18 protein-coding genes are annotated in these 19,414 nt (G+C 54.3%); 1 reads left to right on the top strand and 17 read right to left on the bottom strand.

Annotated elements, in window-relative coordinates; genetic code table 11:
* Positions 1-31: 31 nt before the first annotated feature.
* From dacA to leuS, 10 genes are all read right to left on the bottom strand, one after another.
* On the bottom strand, positions 32-1,243 hold the full coding sequence (gene dacA, locus ACI2J2_RS12150) for a D-alanyl-D-alanine carboxypeptidase DacA (protein WP_037417985.1): 1,212 nt from the start codon (positions 1,241-1,243) through the stop codon (positions 32-34).
* A 176-nt stretch (positions 1,244-1,419) separates the two neighbouring features.
* On the bottom strand, positions 1,420-2,511 hold the full coding sequence (rlpA, locus tag ACI2J2_RS12145) for an endolytic peptidoglycan transglycosylase RlpA (protein WP_209636378.1): 1,092 nt from the start codon (positions 2,509-2,511) through the stop codon (positions 1,420-1,422).
* Positions 2,512-2,521: 10 nt separating this feature from the next.
* The gene (gene mrdB, locus ACI2J2_RS12140; RefSeq protein WP_012005638.1) at positions 2,522-3,634 is read right to left on the bottom strand and encodes a peptidoglycan glycosyltransferase MrdB; all 1,113 of its coding nucleotides are present in this window, start codon (positions 3,632-3,634) and stop codon (positions 2,522-2,524) included.
* Between the two features lie 8 nt (positions 3,635-3,642).
* Positions 3,643-5,538, bottom strand: coding sequence for a peptidoglycan DD-transpeptidase MrdA (mrdA, locus tag ACI2J2_RS12135; RefSeq protein WP_209636376.1), 1,896 nt, complete (start codon positions 5,536-5,538; stop codon positions 3,643-3,645).
* A gap of 38 nt (positions 5,539-5,576) precedes the next feature.
* The gene (rlmH, locus tag ACI2J2_RS12130) at positions 5,577-6,047 is read right to left on the bottom strand and encodes a 23S rRNA (pseudouridine(1915)-N(3))-methyltransferase RlmH (protein WP_004949595.1); all 471 of its coding nucleotides are present in this window, start codon (positions 6,045-6,047) and stop codon (positions 5,577-5,579) included.
* A 3-nt stretch (positions 6,048-6,050) separates the two neighbouring features.
* Positions 6,051-6,368, bottom strand: coding sequence for a ribosome silencing factor (gene rsfS, locus ACI2J2_RS12125; RefSeq protein WP_037417998.1), 318 nt, complete (start codon positions 6,366-6,368; stop codon positions 6,051-6,053).
* A gap of 188 nt (positions 6,369-6,556) precedes the next feature.
* On the bottom strand, positions 6,557-7,219 hold the full coding sequence (gene nadD, locus ACI2J2_RS12120; RefSeq protein WP_209636374.1) for a nicotinate-nucleotide adenylyltransferase: 663 nt from the start codon (positions 7,217-7,219) through the stop codon (positions 6,557-6,559).
* Positions 7,209-8,243 (bottom strand): DNA polymerase III subunit delta, encoded by a 1,035-nt coding sequence (gene holA / locus ACI2J2_RS12115; protein ID WP_265554423.1) that lies wholly within the window; start codon positions 8,241-8,243, stop codon positions 7,209-7,211. Before holA ends, nadD begins: the two co-directional genes overlap by 11 nt.
* Complete coding sequence (gene lptE / locus ACI2J2_RS12110) at positions 8,240-8,800, bottom strand: LPS assembly lipoprotein LptE (RefSeq protein WP_265554420.1); 561 nt, start codon at positions 8,798-8,800, stop codon at positions 8,240-8,242. The genes holA and lptE overlap by 4 nt, the downstream gene beginning before the upstream one ends.
* A 14-nt stretch (positions 8,801-8,814) precedes the next feature.
* The gene (leuS, locus tag ACI2J2_RS12105) at positions 8,815-11,397 is read right to left on the bottom strand and encodes a leucine--tRNA ligase (protein ID WP_400768312.1); all 2,583 of its coding nucleotides are present in this window, start codon (positions 11,395-11,397) and stop codon (positions 8,815-8,817) included.
* Positions 11,398-11,785: 388 nt separating this feature from the next.
* Between leuS and ACI2J2_RS12100 the strand changes: the two genes are divergently transcribed.
* Positions 11,786-12,268 carry a zinc ribbon-containing protein gene (locus tag ACI2J2_RS12100; protein WP_209636367.1) on the top strand — a complete coding sequence of 161 codons (483 nt, stop codon included), beginning with the start codon at positions 11,786-11,788 and terminating at the stop codon, positions 12,266-12,268.
* A 50-nt stretch (positions 12,269-12,318) separates the two neighbouring features.
* On the opposite strand, the gene ACI2J2_RS12095 is transcribed toward ACI2J2_RS12100, so the two are convergent.
* From ACI2J2_RS12095 to lnt, 7 genes are all read right to left on the bottom strand, one after another.
* Entirely contained in the window at positions 12,319-13,017 is a 699-nt protein-coding gene (locus ACI2J2_RS12095) for an FMN-dependent NADH-azoreductase (RefSeq protein WP_209636365.1), read from the bottom strand.
* Positions 13,018-13,149: 132 nt separating this feature from the next.
* Positions 13,150-14,085: a pyrimidine-specific ribonucleoside hydrolase RihA gene (gene rihA, locus ACI2J2_RS12090; RefSeq protein WP_400768307.1), complete on the bottom strand. Its 936-nt coding sequence runs from the start codon at positions 14,083-14,085 to the stop codon at positions 13,150-13,152.
* A gap of 118 nt (positions 14,086-14,203) precedes the next feature.
* A complete protein-coding gene (locus tag ACI2J2_RS12085; protein ID WP_209636361.1) occupies positions 14,204-14,929 on the bottom strand; it encodes an amino acid ABC transporter ATP-binding protein in 726 nt (241 codons plus the stop codon).
* On the bottom strand, positions 14,929-15,603 hold the full coding sequence (gene gltK, locus ACI2J2_RS12080; RefSeq protein WP_209636359.1) for a glutamate/aspartate ABC transporter permease GltK: 675 nt from the start codon (positions 15,601-15,603) through the stop codon (positions 14,929-14,931). The genes ACI2J2_RS12085 and gltK overlap by 1 nt, the downstream gene beginning before the upstream one ends.
* A complete protein-coding gene (locus ACI2J2_RS12075; RefSeq protein WP_037418020.1) occupies positions 15,603-16,343 on the bottom strand; it encodes an amino acid ABC transporter permease in 741 nt (246 codons plus the stop codon). Before ACI2J2_RS12075 ends, gltK begins: the two co-directional genes overlap by 1 nt.
* Before the next feature lie 212 nt (positions 16,344-16,555).
* Positions 16,556-17,452, bottom strand: coding sequence for an amino acid ABC transporter substrate-binding protein (locus tag ACI2J2_RS12070; RefSeq protein WP_265554414.1), 897 nt, complete (start codon positions 17,450-17,452; stop codon positions 16,556-16,558).
* A 432-nt stretch (positions 17,453-17,884) separates the two neighbouring features.
* Entirely contained in the window at positions 17,885-19,414 is a 1,530-nt protein-coding gene (gene lnt, locus ACI2J2_RS12065; RefSeq protein ID WP_209636355.1) for an apolipoprotein N-acyltransferase, read from the bottom strand.

The raw sequence follows: 19,414 nt of genomic DNA, 5'->3' as shown, positions 1-19,414 counted from the left end.
TATATGGGGGCGATTTCGCCCGTTTCAACTGTTAACCGAACCAGTGGTGGAACATCAGTTTGATGTAATCCACGATACGGCTGAAGAAACCACCTTCTTTCACTTCGTTCATCACCACCAGTGGGCGCTGATCGATGGTTTTGCCATCGAGCTGGAAGTTGATGCTGCCGACAACCTGGTTTTTAGCCAGAGGGGCATGAATTTCTGGTGTGTTCAACACGTAGCTGGCTTTGAGGTCTTTCATGCGGCCGCGTGGAATGGTCAGATAGACGTCTTTGTCTACGCCCAATTCAACGCGGTCTGTATCGCCGAACCACACTGGCTCAGAGGCAAACTCTTTACCCACTTTCAGTGGCGCAACGGTTTCGAAGAAGCGGAAGCCCCACGTCAGCAGTTTTTTGCTTTCGGTTTCACGGCCTTTATAAGTACGACCACCCAGCACCGCAGAGATCAGGCGCATCTGGCCTTCTGTTGCAGAGGCAACCAGGTTATAACCTGCTGCATCGGTATGACCGGTTTTGATGCCGTCCACGTTCAGGCTGGTGTCCCACAGCAAACCGTTACGGTTCATCTGACGGATATTGTTGAAGGTGAACTCTTTTTCTTTATAAATCGCGTATTCATCTGGTACGTCGCGGATCAGCGCCTGGCCGATCAACGCCATATCGCGTGCTGAACTGTACTGACCCTGTGCATCCAAGCCGTGTACGGTTTGGAAGTGGGTGTTCTGCAGGCCCAGCTTGCTGACGTAAGTATTCATCAGATTAACAAACGCGTCCTGGCTGCCTGCCACGTAGTCGGCCATGGCCACACAGGCATCGTTGCCGGACTGCAGGTTAATGCCGCGGGTCAGCTTGGAAACCGGTACGCGGTCGCCTGGCTTCAGGAACATCAGCGAAGAGCCTTTGAATACCGGGTTGCCGGTTGCCCAGGCATCTTGTCCGACGGTAACCAGGTCTTCCTGGCCGATTTTACCTGCTTTCAGTGCCTGGCCGATGACGTAGCTGGTCATCATTTTGGTCAGGCTGGCTGGGTCGCGGCGCGCATCGGCGTTCATTTCGGCCAAAACTTTACCGGAGTTGTAATCAATCAGGACGTAGGCTTCCGCGTCGATCTGCGGTACCCCTGGGATCATGGTCTTGATATTAACGTCATCGGCATGCGCAACAGTAGTTGCACTCATCGCGATAACGGTGCCGAGCGCTATGCTCTTGATTAAGCGGAAAGAAGTTACTTGTTTCATGATCGAGACTACAACATCCATGAGGGTAAAGTTAAAAACGAGCCACACTATAACAGATGAGATCCCGGCAGGCATTAGCCAATCCTCTGACTCATCGCGCTTTACTGGCTTTAGCTGAAAGAAAATGTTTCAGCTAAAGGAAGGAGTATCAGTCGCGATATCTGCCGGAACTCTGTTTAAGGTGCAGCAGTGACAAAAGATTGTTGCTGCGCTTCGCTAGCGAGGCGCTGCTGCAGCTGAGTCGCTTGTTGGCGGCTGCTGAACGGGCCTAACTGTACGCGATAAACGTTGCCGCTGGCAGCCACTTTACCGGGCACGCCAAACTTTTGGCTCAGGCTTTGTTGCCAGGTCTGTGCACGTTCGGCACTGCTCAGTGCACCAACCTGGACGACATAGCTTCCGCCAGAAGCCATGCTGCCTGCACCAACGGCTGCTGTGGCAGCTACAGGGGCCGCAATGGCGGCAGCGCTGACTGCAGGTTCAGGCTCTGAGCCTTCCAACACGCCAGCCGGTACGGCACTCGGCGCACCAAGGAAACCGCTGCGGCCGCTGTTGCTGGTGGCCGCTGCTGGGGCGTCATCGCCGTTATTCAGGCTGCTGTTGTCAATGGGGCGAACTGCTGCGCCGCTGGCGACAGGAACGTCCTGCTGTACCGGGGTGCCCATGCTGCTGGAGCCAAGATCCGGGCGTGAAGGCAGGGCGTAGCTTTGTTTGGCGACGGTAGTACCGATGGTGCCAGGACCGCTCAGGGTGCCGTCCGGTGCAACATTGATGAAATCAACCTTGACCTTGGTGTTGTTGGACAGGTTCAGGCGATCGGCCACGGCTCTCGACAGATCGATAATGCGACCTTTGGTGTAAGGGCCGCGATCGTTAACCCGAACCACCAGTTGGCGGCCATTGGCCAGGTTGGTCACGCGTACGTAGCTTGGGATCGGCAGCGTCGGGTGTGCGGCGGTCAGACCGTTAGGATCGAACTGTTCACCCAGCGCCGTGGTGTTGCCTCGGGCTTCTTCACCATAGGAGCTCGCCAGACCGGTTTGCGAGAAGTTCTGCGGATCTTTAACAATGCGGTAAGTGTCGCCATTAACCTTATAATCCTGCAAGTTATTAGGGTTATAGGGTTCATATTGAGGCTCAACGCCACCGATTTCCACCACCGGCCCGTTATACGGCTGCTGCGGCGGTGCTTGCTGTTCCGAGGTCGGGGCGGTACAGGCGGAAAGTAACACCGCGACTACGCCGACCCAAAGCCATTCCTTACGCATTACTCACCTCTTATAAACTTTTAGACATCATTTTCCGATGCGTGTGGATCGACATGATGATGCCGAACCCGGCCATAAGCACAATCAGCGCCGAACCCCCGTAGCTGACCAGAGGCAAAGGTACGCCAACTACCGGTAAAATGCCACTGACCATGCCAATGTTAACAAACACATAAACAAACAAAATCAGCATCAGGCCGCCGACCATCACTCGGCCGAAGGTCGTTTGTGCCTTGGCGGCAATCATCAGACCGCGGATAATCACCAGCAGGTACAGTGCCAGCAGCACCAGCACCCCGATCAGCCCTAACTCTTCGGCCAACACCGCGAAGATAAAGTCGGTGTGGCGTTCCGGCAGGAATTCCAACTGCGACTGTGTACCGTGCAGCCAACCCTTGCCTGACAGACCACCGGAGCCAATAGCGATTTTTGACTGAATAATATGATAGCCGGCACCAAGCGGGTCGGTTTCCGGATCGAGCAGCATCATGACGCGGTCGCGCTGATAGCCGTGCATCAGGAAGAACCACAGTACGGGGATAAAGGCAGCCAGCAATACCGCAGCCACGGCGATCAGTTTCCAGCTCATGCCGGACAGAAACAGCACGAACAGGCCGGAGGCGGCGATCAGAATTGAGGTCCCCAGATCCGGTTGTGCGGCAACCAAAAGCGTTGGCAGGAAAATGAGCACCAGTGCGATGGCGGTATTCTTCAGCGAAGGCGGACAGACGTCGCGGTTCATAAAGCGCGCCACCATCAGCGGCACGGCAATCTTGGCAATCTCGGACGGCTGGAAGCGCACAAAGCCGAGATCAAGCCAGCGCTGAGCCCCTTTACTGATTTGGCCGAAGGCATCCACCAAAATCAGCAGGATTACGCAGAAGATATACAAATACGGCGCCCAGCTTTCATACACCCGCGGTGGGATTTGTGCCATGACGGCCATCACGATCAGCCCCATGACGATCTGGCCGATCTTGCGCTCCATCATGCCAATGTCCTGCCCGCTGGCGCTCCACATGACGAACGCGCTGTAGACCAGCAGGGCCAGAATGAGTAGCAGGAATGTAGGATCGATGTGGATTTTGGTCCAGATCGACCCTTTTTGTTGGCTTTCAGTCATGTTCTACCTTAATCACCCTCTACGCCTGGTGGCAGTGGGGCTTCAGATGGTAATTGCGTATTGTTATCGCCCAACAGGATATGGTCGAGGATCTGACGGGTTATTGTCCCGACCGCCGGACCGGAGCCGCCGTTTTCCAGAATGATGGCGACCGACACCGTAGGGTTGTTGTACGGTGCAAACGCCGTCATCAATTTGTGGTCACGCAGGTGCTCCGCCAGTTTGTGGGCGTTGTAGGTTTCGTAGCCGAATACCTGTGCGGTACCCGATTTCGCCGCGGCTTTGTAAGGTGCATCCGCGAAGTACTTACGCGCCGTCCCGTTCGGACGGTTGGCTACACCATACATGCCGTCTTTGGCAATTTCCCAGAAGCCGGAATGAATATCGCCGATCTGCTTGCTTTCTTCTTGGCTAAATGGCACCAGTGCCCCATTGATTCTGGTGCTCTGCAACAGATGTGGCGTTTTGACGTTGCCGTCGTTTATCAGCGTGGTCAGTGCCTTGGACATCTGGATAGGCGTAGCCGTCCAGTAGCCTTGGCCTATGCCTACAGGAATGGTATCGCCCTGGTACCAGGGTTTTTTATAACGCTTGAATTTCCACTCGCGGGTCGGCATCAAGCCAGAACGCTCTTCGGACAGATCGATACCGGTATATTCGCCGTAACCGAACCTGGTCAGCCAGGTCGACAGGCGATCGATGCCCATATCGTAGGCGACTTGATAGAAGAAGGTATCCGCCGATTCTTCCAGCGCTTTGGTCACATTCAGGCGGCCGTGGCCCCATTTTTTCCAGTCGCGGAAGCGTTTTTCCGAACCGGGTAATTGCCACCAACCGGGATCGAACAGCGTCGTATTTTTGGTGATCACCCCGGCGCTGAGTGCCGAGACGGAAATGTACGGCTTCACCGTGGAGGCTGGGGGATAAAGCCCTTGCGTTGCACGGTTGATCAGCGGCCGGTTCGGATCGTTCAGCAGCCCCTGGTAGTCTTTGCTGGAGATACCGTCGACGAACAGGTTCGGATCATAGCTGGGGTTGGACACCATCGCCAGAATGCCGCCGGTGCGCGGATCGCTCACGACTACCGCAGCCCGGCTGCCCACCAGCAACTGTTCGATATAGCGTTGCAGGTTGAGATCCAGTGTCAGGTAAACGTCCTGCCCGGCGGAAGGCGGCTGTTCGTGCAGCTGGCGAATGACACGCCCGCGGTTGTTGACTTCAACCTCTTCGTAGCCGGTTTTGCCGTGCAGGGTATCTTCGTAATAGCGTTCGATGCCCAGCTTGCCAATATCGTGTGTGGCAGCGTAGTTGGCCAACTTGCCATCTTTATCCAGCCGTTCAACGTCACGGTCGTTGATCTTCGACACGTAGCCGATCACATGGGTCAGGGCAGATCCATAAGGATAGTAGCGGCGCTGATAGCCTTTAACTTCGACACCGGGGAAGCGGAATTGGTTAACGGCAAAACGCGCCACCTGCACTTCGTTCAGGGCGGTTTTGACCGGGATAGAGACAAAACGGCGCGAGCGTTTGCGCTCTTTCTCGAAATTGGTGATGTCGTCATCGGTCAGATCGACCACGGGCCGCAATGCCTGTAGCGTAGCCTTAAGATCGTCGATCTTTTCCGGCATCAGTTCCAGTTGGTAAATCGTGCGGTTGAGCGCCAGCGGGGTGCCGTTGCGATCGTAAATGATGCCGCGGCTGGGCGCGATGGGCACCAGTTTGATGCGGTTTTCGTTGGAGCGGGTGCGGTAATCCTCAAAGCGGACGATTTGCAGATTATACAGATTGGCGATGAGGATGCCGGTCAGCACCAGGATGACCAAGAACGCCACCAGGGCGCGGCGTACAAACAGGGCCGATTCAGCCGTATAGTCGCGAAAAGGGTTACGTTCTATTTTCATCCCGCTGCTTTATTTCACTCTGTCACGGTTACCACCGATTATTCCCGGTGGTAAGGATGATTTGTTGTAATACTCCAGGCGCGGTAGAGGCTTTCAGCCACCAGAACGCGCACTAAAGGATGCGGCAATGTCAACGGCGAGAGTGACCAACTTTGTTCGGCTGCGGCCTTGCACGCGGGGGCTAGCCCTTCTGGGCCGCCAATTAACAGGCTGACGTTGCGGCCATCCTGCTTCCAGCGTTCGAGCTGTTGCGCCAACTGCGGTGTTTCCCACGGCGTTCCGGGGATATCCAGCGTGACAATACGATTGCCTTTGCCCACCGCCGCCAGCATCTGCTCGCCTTCCTTTTCCAGAATGCGTTTGATATCGGCATTCTTGCCGCGCTTGCCCGCCGGGATTTCGGTCAGCTCAAACGGCATGTCTTTTGGAAAGCGGTGCAGATAATCCATAAAGCCGGTCTGCACCCAGTCTGGCATTTTAGTGCCGACCGCTACCAGTTGCAGTTTCACCGCTTAGCTCCAGAGTTTTTCCAGCTCGTACAACTGACGGCTTTCTTCCTGCATCACGTGAACAATCACTTCGCCTAAATCGACAACCACCCAGTCAGAAGCTTCCTGACCTTTCATGCCGAACAGTTCCATACCGGCGTTGCGCGCTTCCTGCACAACGTGGTTGGCGATCGACATCACGTGACGGGTAGAGGTGCCGCTGCAGATGATCATGCAATCGGTGATGCTGGATTTACCCTGTACATCCAGAGCGATAATGTCTTGGCCTTTCAGGTCATCAATTTTATCGATGACGAAATCTTGGAGCGCTTTACCTTGCAAAGGTTCCCCCTCGGGTGTGTTCGGTTTATTCGACTGCGGCGGGCAACTGCCCGTATTGCGGCCTGAATCAATGATAAGTCGGCAGGATGCCGCTGAAAGCCAGCTGGTGACTGCCCGGCCAGCTAAGGTTTCCGGGGTTTTCAGCGAATACCTGAAAAATAGCGGCGCAGTATATCATGCAGCTCTCGCTAGCGATATAAACCCTGTAACTCGATATAGCGTTGTACTGAACGTGGCAACAGGTCATCACAGTTGAGGCCCTGATGGCGGCGCTGGCGGATTTCCGTGGCAGAAATTTCCAACTGCGGTGTGTCTGCCAGATAGATATAGCCCTGAGGTTTCAGGCTAAGCTGTGTTGCATCGGTCACCCGATGCTGTTCCAGCCACTGCTGCAGTTCTTGCGTATCCATCCGGTCATTGTAACCGGGACGGGCCAGCACCAGCAGATGACAGGTATCCAGCAGCGATTGCCAGCGATGCCATTTGTGCAACGACAAGAGCGAGTCCTGGCCAATAATAAACGCCAGAGGCAATTCAGCGCCACGTTCTTTACGAATGGCTTCCAGCGTCTCTATGGTATAGGACGGCGTTGTGCGGTGCAGCTCACGGTCGTCTACGGCAAATAACGGATTGCCGGCGATTGCCAGCTCTACCATTTTCAACCGTTGCTGTGCATTAGCCTCGGGCTGAGGGCGATGCGGGGGAACATGGTTTGGCAGTAGCGTGACTCGGCTCAGGCCAACTTCTGCAGCGAGGGCCTCCACCGGCCGTAAATGGCCGTAGTGGATTGGGTCAAAGGTACCGCCAAACAGGGCGTGCAGAACGGTGGTGTCTTGCGTTTTAGTGGGCATCTGAAAAACTCGTGGCCAGAGGTTTGCCGCACAGCAGCATTGACAGGGTTTCCAGTTCCGACCAAACCGATTGGCCGTAATCCTGTTTAAGGGTGATTTCAATCTGCGCCAGCAGATGCACAGCTTGCCGCAGTTGGGTACCGGATAGCCGCTGTAATGCCTGAGTGACCAGATTGCGGCGGTTTTGCCACACTTTGTACTGATCAAACAACGTGCGCAGCGGCACTGATGCCATGCGTCGTTGCAAATTCAGCAATTGCAGTAATTCGCGCTGCAGGGTACGTAGCAAAATGACCGGTTCGACATCTTCCTGCTGCATCTGTTGCAGGATATGCCAGGCACGTTTGCTTTTACCTGCCAACAGAGCATCTAGCCAGTGGAATGGCGTGAAGTGTGCGGCGTCGTTTACCGCCAGTTCAACGCGCGGTAGCGTGAGTTTACCGTCTGGATGCAGCAGTGACAGCCTTTCGAGTGCCTGCGACAACGCAAGCAGGTTGCCCTCGTAGCAATAGCACAGCAACTGATTGGCCGCGTCGTCCAATTCCAATTTCATGGTTTTGGCGCGCTGCGCTACCCAGCGTGGCAATTGGGCTTGCTCAGGTGTTTGGCAACTGACATAAGCACCATGCGGAGTGAGAGCCTTGAACCAGGCGCTGTTTTCTTGCGCCTTGGTCAGGCGCGGCCCACGCAGTATCAGCAAAATATCGTCATGCAGCAGGGCGGCCAGCTTGATTAGCTGTTCACCGATAGGCGCGGTGGGTCCGTTCTCCGGGAAGATCAGCATCAGCGTCTGGCGACTGGCAAACAGGCTCATGGCCTGACAGATGCTGAAAATGGCGTCCCAGTCGGTATGGGCATCAAGTGAAATGCTGTAATGCTCGGTGAACTGCTGTTGTTGCGCCGCCTGACGGATCAGATCCTGGCTTTCCTGCAACAGTAACGGTTCATTGCCACTCAATAAATAACAAGCGCGCAGCCCTTCTCGGAGCTGCGCGGCAAGTTGTTCAGGATAAATACGAATCATTGATCTACACGGCTGGCCGCTTTTTCACCGGCGGCAGCGGCTTTCTGTTGCGTTTCTTCTTCCGCCGCGTGCACGGTCAGCAGTTTGCGCACCAGTTGCTGCGCGGCCTGCTCACGCATTTCCTGACGAATGATCTCCTGTTCGGAGTCTTTAGCCAGTGCGGTCAGTGGGTTATCGAAGAACGAACGGAACACTTTCACGCTCAGCGGATACAAATCGTGACCCGGGAGCAGCACCTGTGCCTGAACGGTCAGCACCATCTGGTACTCAGCGGTTTTACCGTCCTGGAAGATAGACGCGGTATCCTGGCTTTCGGTTGCGCCAATGATGCGTAGGGAAGGGAGATCCTTACGTTTCGCATCTTTGACAATGGTCACGCCGCTTAGACGCAACTGTTCACGCACTGCACGGGTCAGCGGGCCATAAGGGTCTCCACTATCCAGCAGTAGCGTTTTCATTTCTGAGGGTACCTGCGTGGTGCCACGCAGGTGAAAACCGCAGCCAGCGGTGACCAGCACCGCCAACCCCAGCAACAACGTCAGAATACGATGTCGCACAACGCCTCCTTGTGTTAACCCACAACCAGGTTAAGCAATTTGCCAGGAACATAGATCACTTTGCGAATCGTAACCCCGTCCAGATATTTAGCGACCAGATGTTCCTCGGCAGCGCGCGCGCGCACTTGCTCTTCGGTTGCATCCGCTGCCACAGTGATTTTAGCGCGAACCTTGCCGTTTACCTGCACAACCACCAGCTTGGAATCTTCGACCATCGCTTGCTCGTCGGCTTGCGGCCAGACTGCGGTATCCACATCACCTTCGCCACCCAGAGCCTGCCACAGAGAGAAGCACACGTGTGGAGTGAACGGATACAGCATCCGAACCACGGACAGCAGTGCTTCTTGCAACAGCGCACGATCTTGCTCGCTTTCTTGCGGTGCACGGGCCAACTTGTTCATCAGTTCCATCACCGCGGCAATCGCGGTGTTGAACGTCTGACGGCGGCCGATATCGTCGGTCACTTTGGCGATGGTTTTGTGCAGATCGCGGCGCAGTGATTTTTGTTCTTCGTTCAGTGTCGCAACGTTCAGCGGCTGAACTGCACCTTTTTCCAGATGTTCGTAGGCCAGTTTCCAGACGCGTTTCAGGAAGCGGTTTGCCCCTTCCACACCGGACTCCTGCCACTCCAGCGTCATTTCTGCCGGTGAAGCGAACATCATGAACAGGCGTACGGTATCGGCGCCGTATTTCTCAACCATCACCTGTGGGTCGATGCCGTTGTTTTTCGACTTCGACATTTTGCTCATGCCAGCATAGACCAGTTCACGACCTTGTGGATCGGTGGCTTTAATAATGCGGCCTTTGTCGTCGCGTTCAACATTGGCGTCGACGGGAGAAACCCACACGCGCTCACCGCTGTTACCGGTGTAATAGAAGGCATCTGCCAACACCATACCCTGACACAGCAGGCGTTTTGCCGGCTCATCGGAATCGACCAGGCCTGCGTCACGCAGCAGTTTGTGGAAGAAGCGGAAATACATCAGGTGCATGATGGCATGTTCGATGCCGCCAACATACTGATCGACCGGCAGCCAGTAGTTGGCGGCGGCTGGATCCAGCATCCCTTTGTCGTACTGCGGGCAGGTATAACGCGCGTAGTACCAGGATGACTCCATAAAGGTGTCGAAGGTGTCTGTTTCACGGAACGCTGGCTGACCGTTTACGGTGGTTTTCGCCCACTCAGGATCGGCTTTAATTGGGCTGGTGATACCGTCCATTACCACATCTTCCGGCAAGATCACCGGCAGTTGGTCTTCAGGTGTTGGCATCACGGTACCGTCTTCCAACGTCACCATTGGGATTGGCGCACCCCAGTAACGCTGGCGGGAAACGCCCCAGTCACGCAGACGGTAATTAACCTTGCGCTGACCGACGCCTTTGGCGACCAGTTTGTCGGCAATGGCGTTGAAACCGTCTTGGTGATCCAGACCGTCAAATTCACCCGAGTTGAACAGTGTGCCTTTTTCAGTCATGGCTTCGGCTTGCACGTCGGGTTGGCTGCCGTCGAGTGCCAGCACAACCGGTTTGATCGGCAAACCGTATTTGGTCGCGAACTCCCAGTCACGTTGATCGTGAGCGGGTACTGCCATCACGGCGCCTGTGCCGTATTCCATCAGCACAAAGTTGGCAACCCAAATTGGCACTTGCTCGCCGGACAGCGGGTGGATGGCGAACAGGCCGGTCGGCATGCCTTTCTTCTCCATCGTCGCCATTTCGGCTTCGGCCACTTTGGTGTTACGGCACTCTTCGATAAATTCAGCCAGCGCAGGGTTGTTCACGGCGCCTTGCTGCGCCAGCGGGTGGCCCGCGGCAACGGCAACGTAGGTGGCACCCATAAAGGTGTCAGGACGCGTGGTATAAACCGTCAGTTTTTCATCGCTGCCCGACACGTCAAAGGTGATGTCCACCCCTTCAGAGCGGCCAATCCAGTTACGCTGCATGGTTTTCACCTGCTCTGGCCAGCTTTCAAGCGTGTCCAAATCGTTCAGCAGTTGATCGGCGTAATCGGTGATTTTGATAAACCACTGAGGGATCTCTTTACGCTCAACCTTGGTGTCACAGCGCCAGCAGCAGCCGTCGATAACCTGTTCGTTAGCCAACACGGTCAGATCGTGCGGACACCAGTTCACCGCGGAGGTCTTCTTGTAGACCAGGCCTTTTTCGTACAGCTTGGTGAAGAACCACTGTTCCCAGCGGTAGTAATCCGGATCGCAGGTGGCGATCTCGCGATCCCAGTCATAGCCGAAGCCCAGCAGTTTCAGCTGGTTCTTCATGTATTCGATGTTGTCGTAGGTCCACGGAGCCGGTGCAGTGTTGTTTTTCACCGCAGCGCCTTCAGCCGGCAGGCCGAACGCATCCCAGCCGATCGGCTGTAGGACGTTTTTACCTAGCATGCGCTGATAGCGCGAGATCACGTCACCGATAGTGTAGTTACGAACGTGCCCCATGTGCAGACGGCCTGATGGGTACGGCAGCATGGATAGGCAGTAATACTTTTCCTTGCTCGCATCTTCGGTAACCTTGAAAGTTTGCTTCTCTTCCCAGTGAAGCTGTACGTTCGATTCTATGTCTTCTGGACGGTATTGCTCTTGCATAGCGGCTGGTGGTCCTGTAGGTGTCAAACAGCTACCCCCTTCATCTTTCAAGCCGCGGCGTTGTTGGCTGCGTACACTCAACCCAGTCACTTACCTTTGTAAGCTTCTGGGTTTCCCGCACTGGCCACCTGGCCGTGACTCGAAACCTATCGGGGTATTTCTGTAGCATTCTGTTGAGTACTTATAGATCCGCATAGCATAGCTGATAAGACCTCTTGGCAACAACACCCAGCGCCCGACTCGGCGTATTTAAAAAATCTTCGCCATGATATGACTCACAACCTGAGGATCTCACCCCTTGCCAAGTGACATCAGCAATTTACGGCTAAAATGATAAGGGATAGTTTAAGAGGTAAGCCCTGTCACGTAAGTTCATCGAGGAGAGATTATGAACAAGGTTGCTCAGTACTACCGCGAATTGGTGGCATCTCTGACCGAACGTTTGAAAAATGGCGAACGTGATATTGACGCACTGGTCGCGAGCGCTGAAAAACGGCTGAATGAAGCCGGTGAGTTGACGCGCGATGAAGTGGAGCAGGTCACTCTGGCGGTCAGGCGCGACTTGGAAGAGTTTGCGCGTAGCTACCAGGAAAGCCGGGACGAGTTTACCGACAGCGTTTTTATGCGGGTGATTAAAGAGAGCCTGTGGCAGGAACTGGCAGATATTACGGATAAAACCCAGTTGGAATGGCGAGAAGTCTTCAAAGATGTCAGCCATCACGGTGTTTACCACAGCGGTGAAGTTGTTGGTCTGGGCAACCTGGTGTGTGAACAGTGCCACCATCATTTGGCATTTTACACACCGGAAGTGCTGCCGCTATGCCCGAAATGCGGTCACGACCAGTTCCAACGTCGGCCTTTCGAGCCTTAAAATTTCACGCCCCGGTCCTCTCTTGTCGAGATAGAGCCGGGGCATTGCTATCAACCAAAGAGTTTCTTCATCAAGTTACTGAGAAAACCACCGCTGGCTGGGGCTGTCGCTGTTTCAACCTGGTTGGCAACCGCAGCGTACTGCGCAGCAGGCACTTTCTGCGCCACGGCAATACGGCTGTCCTGTGCGGTTTTTTCTGCCGCTTCTGGGCCATAGGCAAAGCCTTCTGCCAACACGAACTCCACATCAGTAATGCCGATAAACCCTAAGAACAGCTTCAGGTAAGGTGTGATCAGGTCGCTTGGTGTATCTGCATGGATACCGCCGCGGCTGGAGATCACTATCGCTTTTTTGCCGGTGACCAGGCCTTCTGCGCCTTCGGAGGTGTAACGGAAGGTTTGACCGGCACGCGCCACCAGGTCGAAATAGATTTTCAACTGAGTGGGGATGTTGAAGTTGTACATCGGCGCACTGATGATAATGGTGTCGTGCGATTTCAGCTCGGCAATCAACGCATCTGAAAGTGCCAGCGTCTCTTGCTGGTGTGGCGTTAAAGGCTTGTCACCGGCGTTAAAACCGCCAATCACTTCGCCATCCAGCTCAGGTAGGGTCGGGTTGGCTAAATCGCGAAAGGTAAAACTGTCGCTTGGGTGGGTTTCACGCCACTGTTGAACAAAAAAATCGACCAATTTTCCAGACTGGGAGTAATCACCCAGGATACTTGATTTCAGGACCAGTATACGACTCATTGGGTATTCTCCAGGCTAGGTCTAAGGTGTCAGCGGTGTTGTGCATTTGATAGCATCTTAGAGGCAAGCCTGGAGCAGTGATAGCGTAAAAATTCGCTGGGTTAAATCAAAAAAATTGAACGTTGAGAGGCGCTATTGGTAACCTGCCACGCGTTCGGCTAACAGATTGATAAACCCTTCGCGGTCAATGCCGGTCAGCACTTCCACGTTGGCCGCGTTGCCGTTTTGCTGGAAGACATCCACCACCGTCATCCCTTGGGTGTATTCCCCTTTGGTTTCTACACCGACCCAACGTTCTATACTGCTAAACAGCTGTGGTGCCAGTAGCCAAGCGATGGTGCAGGGATCGTGCATCGCGGCACCGGGCAATCCTCGCGGGTGGCTGAGATACAGCGGCAGGTAGAAGTCGAGCATTTCTGCCACGGCCTGCGCTACCGGATTTTTGATGTTGCGGATACGTTCGATATCCTGCGGCAGCACCAATGCCTGGTGAGTCACATTCAATCCCGCCATGGTCATTGGCACACCGGATTTCAGAACCATGTCGGCGGCTTCCGGGTCGACAAAAATATTAAATTCCGCCACGGGAGTCGTATTACCGGCGTTCATCCCGCCCCCCATAAATACGATACGCTCAATGTTACCTTTCAACTCAGCGTGTTGAGCCAATAGCAGCGCAATATTGGTCATTGGCCCGGTGACTACCAACGTGATTGGTTCTGGGCTGTTCCGTAACAGGTCAGCGATAAGCTCCACGGCGGTTTGTTTGACCGGTGCGATCGTCGGGGTCGGCAGATGGGTATTACCCATGCCGGTTTTGCCATGGACGTAGTCGGCAATCACCAGTTCACGCATCAGTGGAGCGGCGGCACCTGCAGCGACAGGAATGTCTTCACGCTTCATCAGCGTTAGCAGGCCGAGTGCGTTATGCAGGGTTTTCTCTGGCGTTTGGTTGCCGGCGGAGGTGGTGATCGCTTTAACGTCCAGTTCCGGTGAGCTGAGTGCCATAGCAAGGGCAATGGCATCGTCCAGGCCGGGATCGCAATCGATAATGATAGGGCGGGGCATGTTTATCTCCTTTTGTTGTTATCCAGTGAGCATCGGATCAAAACAGGGGAGAAACAAGTGCTTTTAGTGCCGGGGGGGGGAAATAAAATTGCGCCCCAGGCGGGGCGCAGAGTCGTCATCAGTGCAGGATTTTCGCCAAGAAATCTTTAGCACGCTCGGATTCTGGGTTGTTGAAGAAGTCGTCTTTGTTACGATCTTCGACAATTTTGCCCTCATCCATAAAGATCACCCGGTTTGCCACTTTGCGGGCAAAGCCCATTTCGTGGGTTACCACCATCATGGTCATGCCTTCGTTCGCGAGTTCCACCATAACGTCCAGTACTTCGTTGATCATTTCCGGATCGAGCGCAGACGTGGGTTCATCGAACAGCATGGCGATAGGATCCATACACAGCGCACGGGCGATAGCCACACGTTGCTGTTGGCCACCGGAAAGTTGCCCAGGGAATTTGTTGGCATGGGCGGTCAAACCGACACGCTCCAGCAACTTCAGGCCTTTATCGCGTGAGGCGGCCTTATCCCGTTTGAGTACTTTTACCTGTGCCAGCGTCAAATTGTCGATGATCGACAAGTGCGGGAACAACTCAAAGTGCTGAAACACCATGCCGACTTTTGAACGCAACTGCGCCAGATTGGTTTTTTTGTTGTTGACCGGGGTGCCGTTCACCAGGATATCGCCTTGCTGGATCGGCTCCAGGCCGTTGACGGTTTTGATCAGGGTGGACTTGCCTGAACCTGAAGGACCACAGACTACCACCACTTCGCCTTTTTTTACTTCAGTGGTGCAATCGGTCAGAACCTGAAAGTGACCGTACCACTTAGAAACATTTTTCAGGGATATCATCAAACAGTCCTTTTCTTCAAATAGCTTACCAGCGCCGAGGCGGCGAGACTGATAACAAAGTAGACAAAACCGGCAAACAGGATCATTTCGACCTGCGTACCGTCGCGCTCACCGATGGTGGAAGCAGTACGGAAGAAGTCAGCCAGGCTCAGTACGTATACCAGAGAAGTATCCTGGAAAAGTACGATGCCTTGGGTTAGCAGCAGCGGCACCATGGCGCGGAATGCCTGCGGCAAGATTACCAGCTTCATGGATTGCCAGTGAGTCATGCCTAATGCCAACGCAGCGGAAGACTGACCGCGCGAAATACTGATAATGCCGGCACGGATAATTTCCGAGTAATAGGCCGCTTCAAACAGGGAAAAGGCTACCATAGCCGAGATCAGGCGAATATCGGTTTTCGGTGATAAGCCTAGAACCTGTTGTAATAAGCTTGGAACGACAAGATAGAACCACAACAGCACCATAACCAACGGCACCGAGCGGAACAGGTTGACGTACACGGCGGCGAACCAACTGATTGGCTTGAACGATGACAACCGCATGACGGCCAGAATGGTGCCCCAAAGGATACCGACAACGATGGCGGTCACGGTGATCTTCAGCGTAATGAGCAGACCCTGAAGGAGATAAGGGAAGCTTGGGACAATGGATGCCCAGTCAAATTCGTACATTATTTACTCCCCATATTGCCGGGTAACTGCACTTTTCTTTCGACCAAACGCATTAGCAGCATGATGACGGCATTGATGCCGATATAGGCCAGTGTAATCGCGGTAAAGGACTCATAGGCATGCGCGGAGTAATCCAGCAGTTTGCCTGCCTGGGCTGCCATGTCGACTAACCCGATAGTGGAGGCGATGGCGGAGTTTTTGACCAGGTTGAGCATTTCCGAGGTCATCGGCGGCACAATAACCCGGTAAGCATTCGGCAACAGCACGTAGCGATAGGTCTGCGGCAACGTCAGGCCCATGGCCAGCCCGGCAGCTCTCTGGCCACGTGGCAGCGACTGGATGGCGGCACGAACCTGCTCGCACACACGTGCAGCAGTAAAGAGACCAAGGCACAGCATCGAAGAAACAAAGAACTGCACGTTAGGATCGAGTTCGGTTTTGAACCACATGCCGATGTTGGTGGGCAGCAGTTCCGGGATCACCAGATACCAGGTGAAGAATTGCACAATGAGCGGCACATTACGGAACAATTCAACGTAACAGGTGCCAAGGGTGGAAAGAAAGCGGTTGGGTACGGTACGCAAGATACCGAATAGCGAACCGACAAAGAAAGCGATAATCCATGCACAGACGGAGAGGGCTACCGTTACCTGGAAGCCAGACCAAATCCAGCCAAGGTAGGTGGTATTCCCAAACGGGGCCTGCTGCAGAAAGATACCCCAGTTCCAATCTATTGACATAACAAACTCCGTTAAGCGGGCGCAGAGCGCCTAAAGATTGATGACTATTCAACGCCGATGGCACCGCGGCCAGTCGGGCTGACTTATGTGTGCGGGCATCGGTAATGTGCAATGGGGAAAAATACGGGAGGGGAACGGCCTCCCGTATTCCTGTCTGTCCCAGTCATCAACAGAGCTGGCTTGGCCTGATGGCCGCCCCAGCCCTTGTTCTATTAGTTCAGTGCTTTATCGTTAGGTTCTTTGAACAATTTCTTCATGTCGTCCGACAGTTCGAAGTTCATGTTGAGATTCTTAGGTGGGATAGGTTGTTTGAACCACTTATCAAACCATTTCGTTGCCTCACCTGAAGTCTGTGCCTGAGCGATGGTGTCATCGACCAGTTTTTTGAACTCAGGATCGTCTTTACGCAGCATACAGCCGTAGGCTTCTTGAGATTGCGGCGTTCCAAGGATTTCCCATTGATCCGGCTTCTTCGCTTTTGCGCGTTCGCCGGCCAGCAGGGCGTCGTCCATCATAAAGGCCACGGCACGACCGCTTTCCAGGGTACGGAATGAGTCACCGTGGTCTTTGGCGCTGATGATGCGCATGTTCATTTTGTTACTGTCGTTCAGCTTATTGAGCAGCACTTCAGAGGTGGTACCGGACGTTACGACGACAGGTTTCCCGGCCAGATCTTTGAAATCTTTAATATCAGAGCCTTTTTTTACCAACAGGCGGGTACCGACCACGAAGATGGTGTTGGAGAAGGCGGCCTGTTTTTGACGCTCAAGGTTGTTGGTGGTTGAGCCACATTCGAAGTCAAAGGTACCGTTTTGCAGCAGTGGGATACGGTTCTGTGAGGTGATTGGCAACATTTTTACCTGCAGGTTAGGCAGGTTCAGCTTTTTCTTAACAGCATCAACGATTTGGTTGGAGTAGTCCTGGGAGTAACCCACAACTTTCTGCTGGTTGTCGTAGTAGGAGAACGGCACTGACGATTCGCGATGGCCGACAACGATCACGCCGTTATCTTTGATTTTCTTCAGCGTACCGGTCAGTTCTTCCGCATGGGCTACGCTACCTGCCATACCGATCAGCAGTAACGATAACGCCAATTTACGCATTTGCATGGTCCAACTCCTTTGCTGTTGTGGTGGCTCAAATTCAAAGAGCATCAGATTCAAAATGGAGGTTTATTGCTTAAGTTATAAAGATAGTCTTAGTACCGATAACCGTTAGAAAATAGCCGATTGTGAACGGCTTGAAACTAAAATGTTTCATTTTTTGAGACGCCACGCGCACCAAATTAATGCAACAAAATCTCAATGCACCTATATGGTGCCGGTCATGCCCCTGAGTTGTGCATAAGTGCGACAAAGCGTCAGTAAAAGTAAATCGGTCATCAATCACAGAATAATTAAAGCAAGGAGTGTGCCAGAAACGCTGATTTAGCAATGGTTTATGCTGGCTGAATGGCAAACGCTGGCGATGCGGGAGGCAATGTTAAGTTTATAGGGGGGATGAATTGAAGCGGGGCGTGCCAGCGGCAACGCCCCAAAGGATTATTTACGACGCAGACTGAGGATCAGCGCCAGACCGCCGAGCAGTAAAGTGACGATCCACAATGGCGTAGCGCCAAAGCGGGCATAAGGCGTGATGCCGGTGGTTGGCGTCATTTTCACCTCAAGCACCTTACGAGTGAACTGCGGAATCTCTGCGATGACCTCACCGTTGGCATCTACCGCGGCGGTGACGCCGTTGTTGGTGCTGCGCAACAGTGGCCGGCCCAACTCCAGTGCCCGCATACGCGCCATCTGGAAGTGCTGCCACGGACCGATGGAATGGCCGAACCAGGCGTCATTGGAAATGGTCAACAGGAAGTTGGTATCTGGGCGGAAGTTGTCGCGAACCTGTTGGCCCAAGACAATCTCATAACAGATCGCCGCAGTCAGGTTGTACCCCTTCACACTGAGCTGTGGCTGGACATAATCGCCGCGGCTGAAGGAAGACATTGGCAGATCAAAGAACGGTGCCAGTGGGCGTAACAACGTCTCCAGCGGGACAAACTCGCCGAAGGGCACTAAATGGTGCTTGTTGTAGCGGTCTTTGGCTGGGTAGCTGTAGGGGGCGGGCTCGCCCAATACAATGGCGCTGTTGTAAATTTGCTGGCCCTGCGGTGTCGCACGTACGTCAACAATGCCGGTGATCAGGCTGCTGTTTTTGGCACGCATCAGATCATCCATCATAGTCAGGAAACCATTCTGGCTGGCTTCATAGTCCGGGATGGCGGATTCCGGCCAGATGATGATCGGCGCTTTGCCCACATAGGGGCGCGTTTCATCCAGGTAGGTTTGCAGCGTGCTGACCAGGGCTTTCGGGTCCCACTTCATCGACTGAGCGATGTTGCCCTGAACCATGGCGACGTTGACCGCTTTGTCCGGTTGTGGGGTGAACCAGTGCAGTTGGCGCAAAGGCCACGGCAACAGCAGCAGCGCGACGGCAACCACGGCCGGCGTGATACGGCGTTGATTCACCGCGTACACAAGTAGCCCGGCGATCGCCATCAGCATAAAGGTGATGGTATCTACCCCCATCAGCGGGGCAATGCCTTTTAACGGCCCGTTGAGCTGGCTGTAACCGAACTGCAGCCAAGGGAAACCGGTCAGTACCCAACCACGCAGAAACTCGGTCACTTGCCACAACGCGGGCGCGGCAATCGCCAAGCGGTACCAGCTGGTAGCAGGCCACAGCCGTGCCAGCAATCCGGCAAACAGCCCGGTATACAGTGACAAATAGGCGGCCAGTAACGCGACCAGGAAAATATTAACGGCGAAGGGCATGCCACCGAAATCGGCAATGCTGACGTAAACCCAGTTAATGCCGGTACCGAACAGACCGAAGCCCCAGCAGAAACCGAGCAAGGCGGACTGTTTAGTCGTGCGATTGAGGGTAACGGCCAACAGGCCAAACAAGGAGACAATGGCCGCAGGCCAGATATCGTACGGAGAAAATGCCAACGTACCGCTGGCACCGGTCAACAGCGCCAGTAGGGCGCGAACCCACTGGCGTTCAAGGAAAGAGGCTTTAGCCAT

It is taken from the genome of Serratia sp. NPDC087055, from assembly GCF_044900985.1.
Taxonomy (GTDB): domain Bacteria; phylum Pseudomonadota; class Gammaproteobacteria; order Enterobacterales; family Enterobacteriaceae; genus Serratia.
The sequence above is the reverse complement of the archived record's forward strand: the minus strand, read 5'-3'. Positions and strand labels throughout refer to the sequence as shown.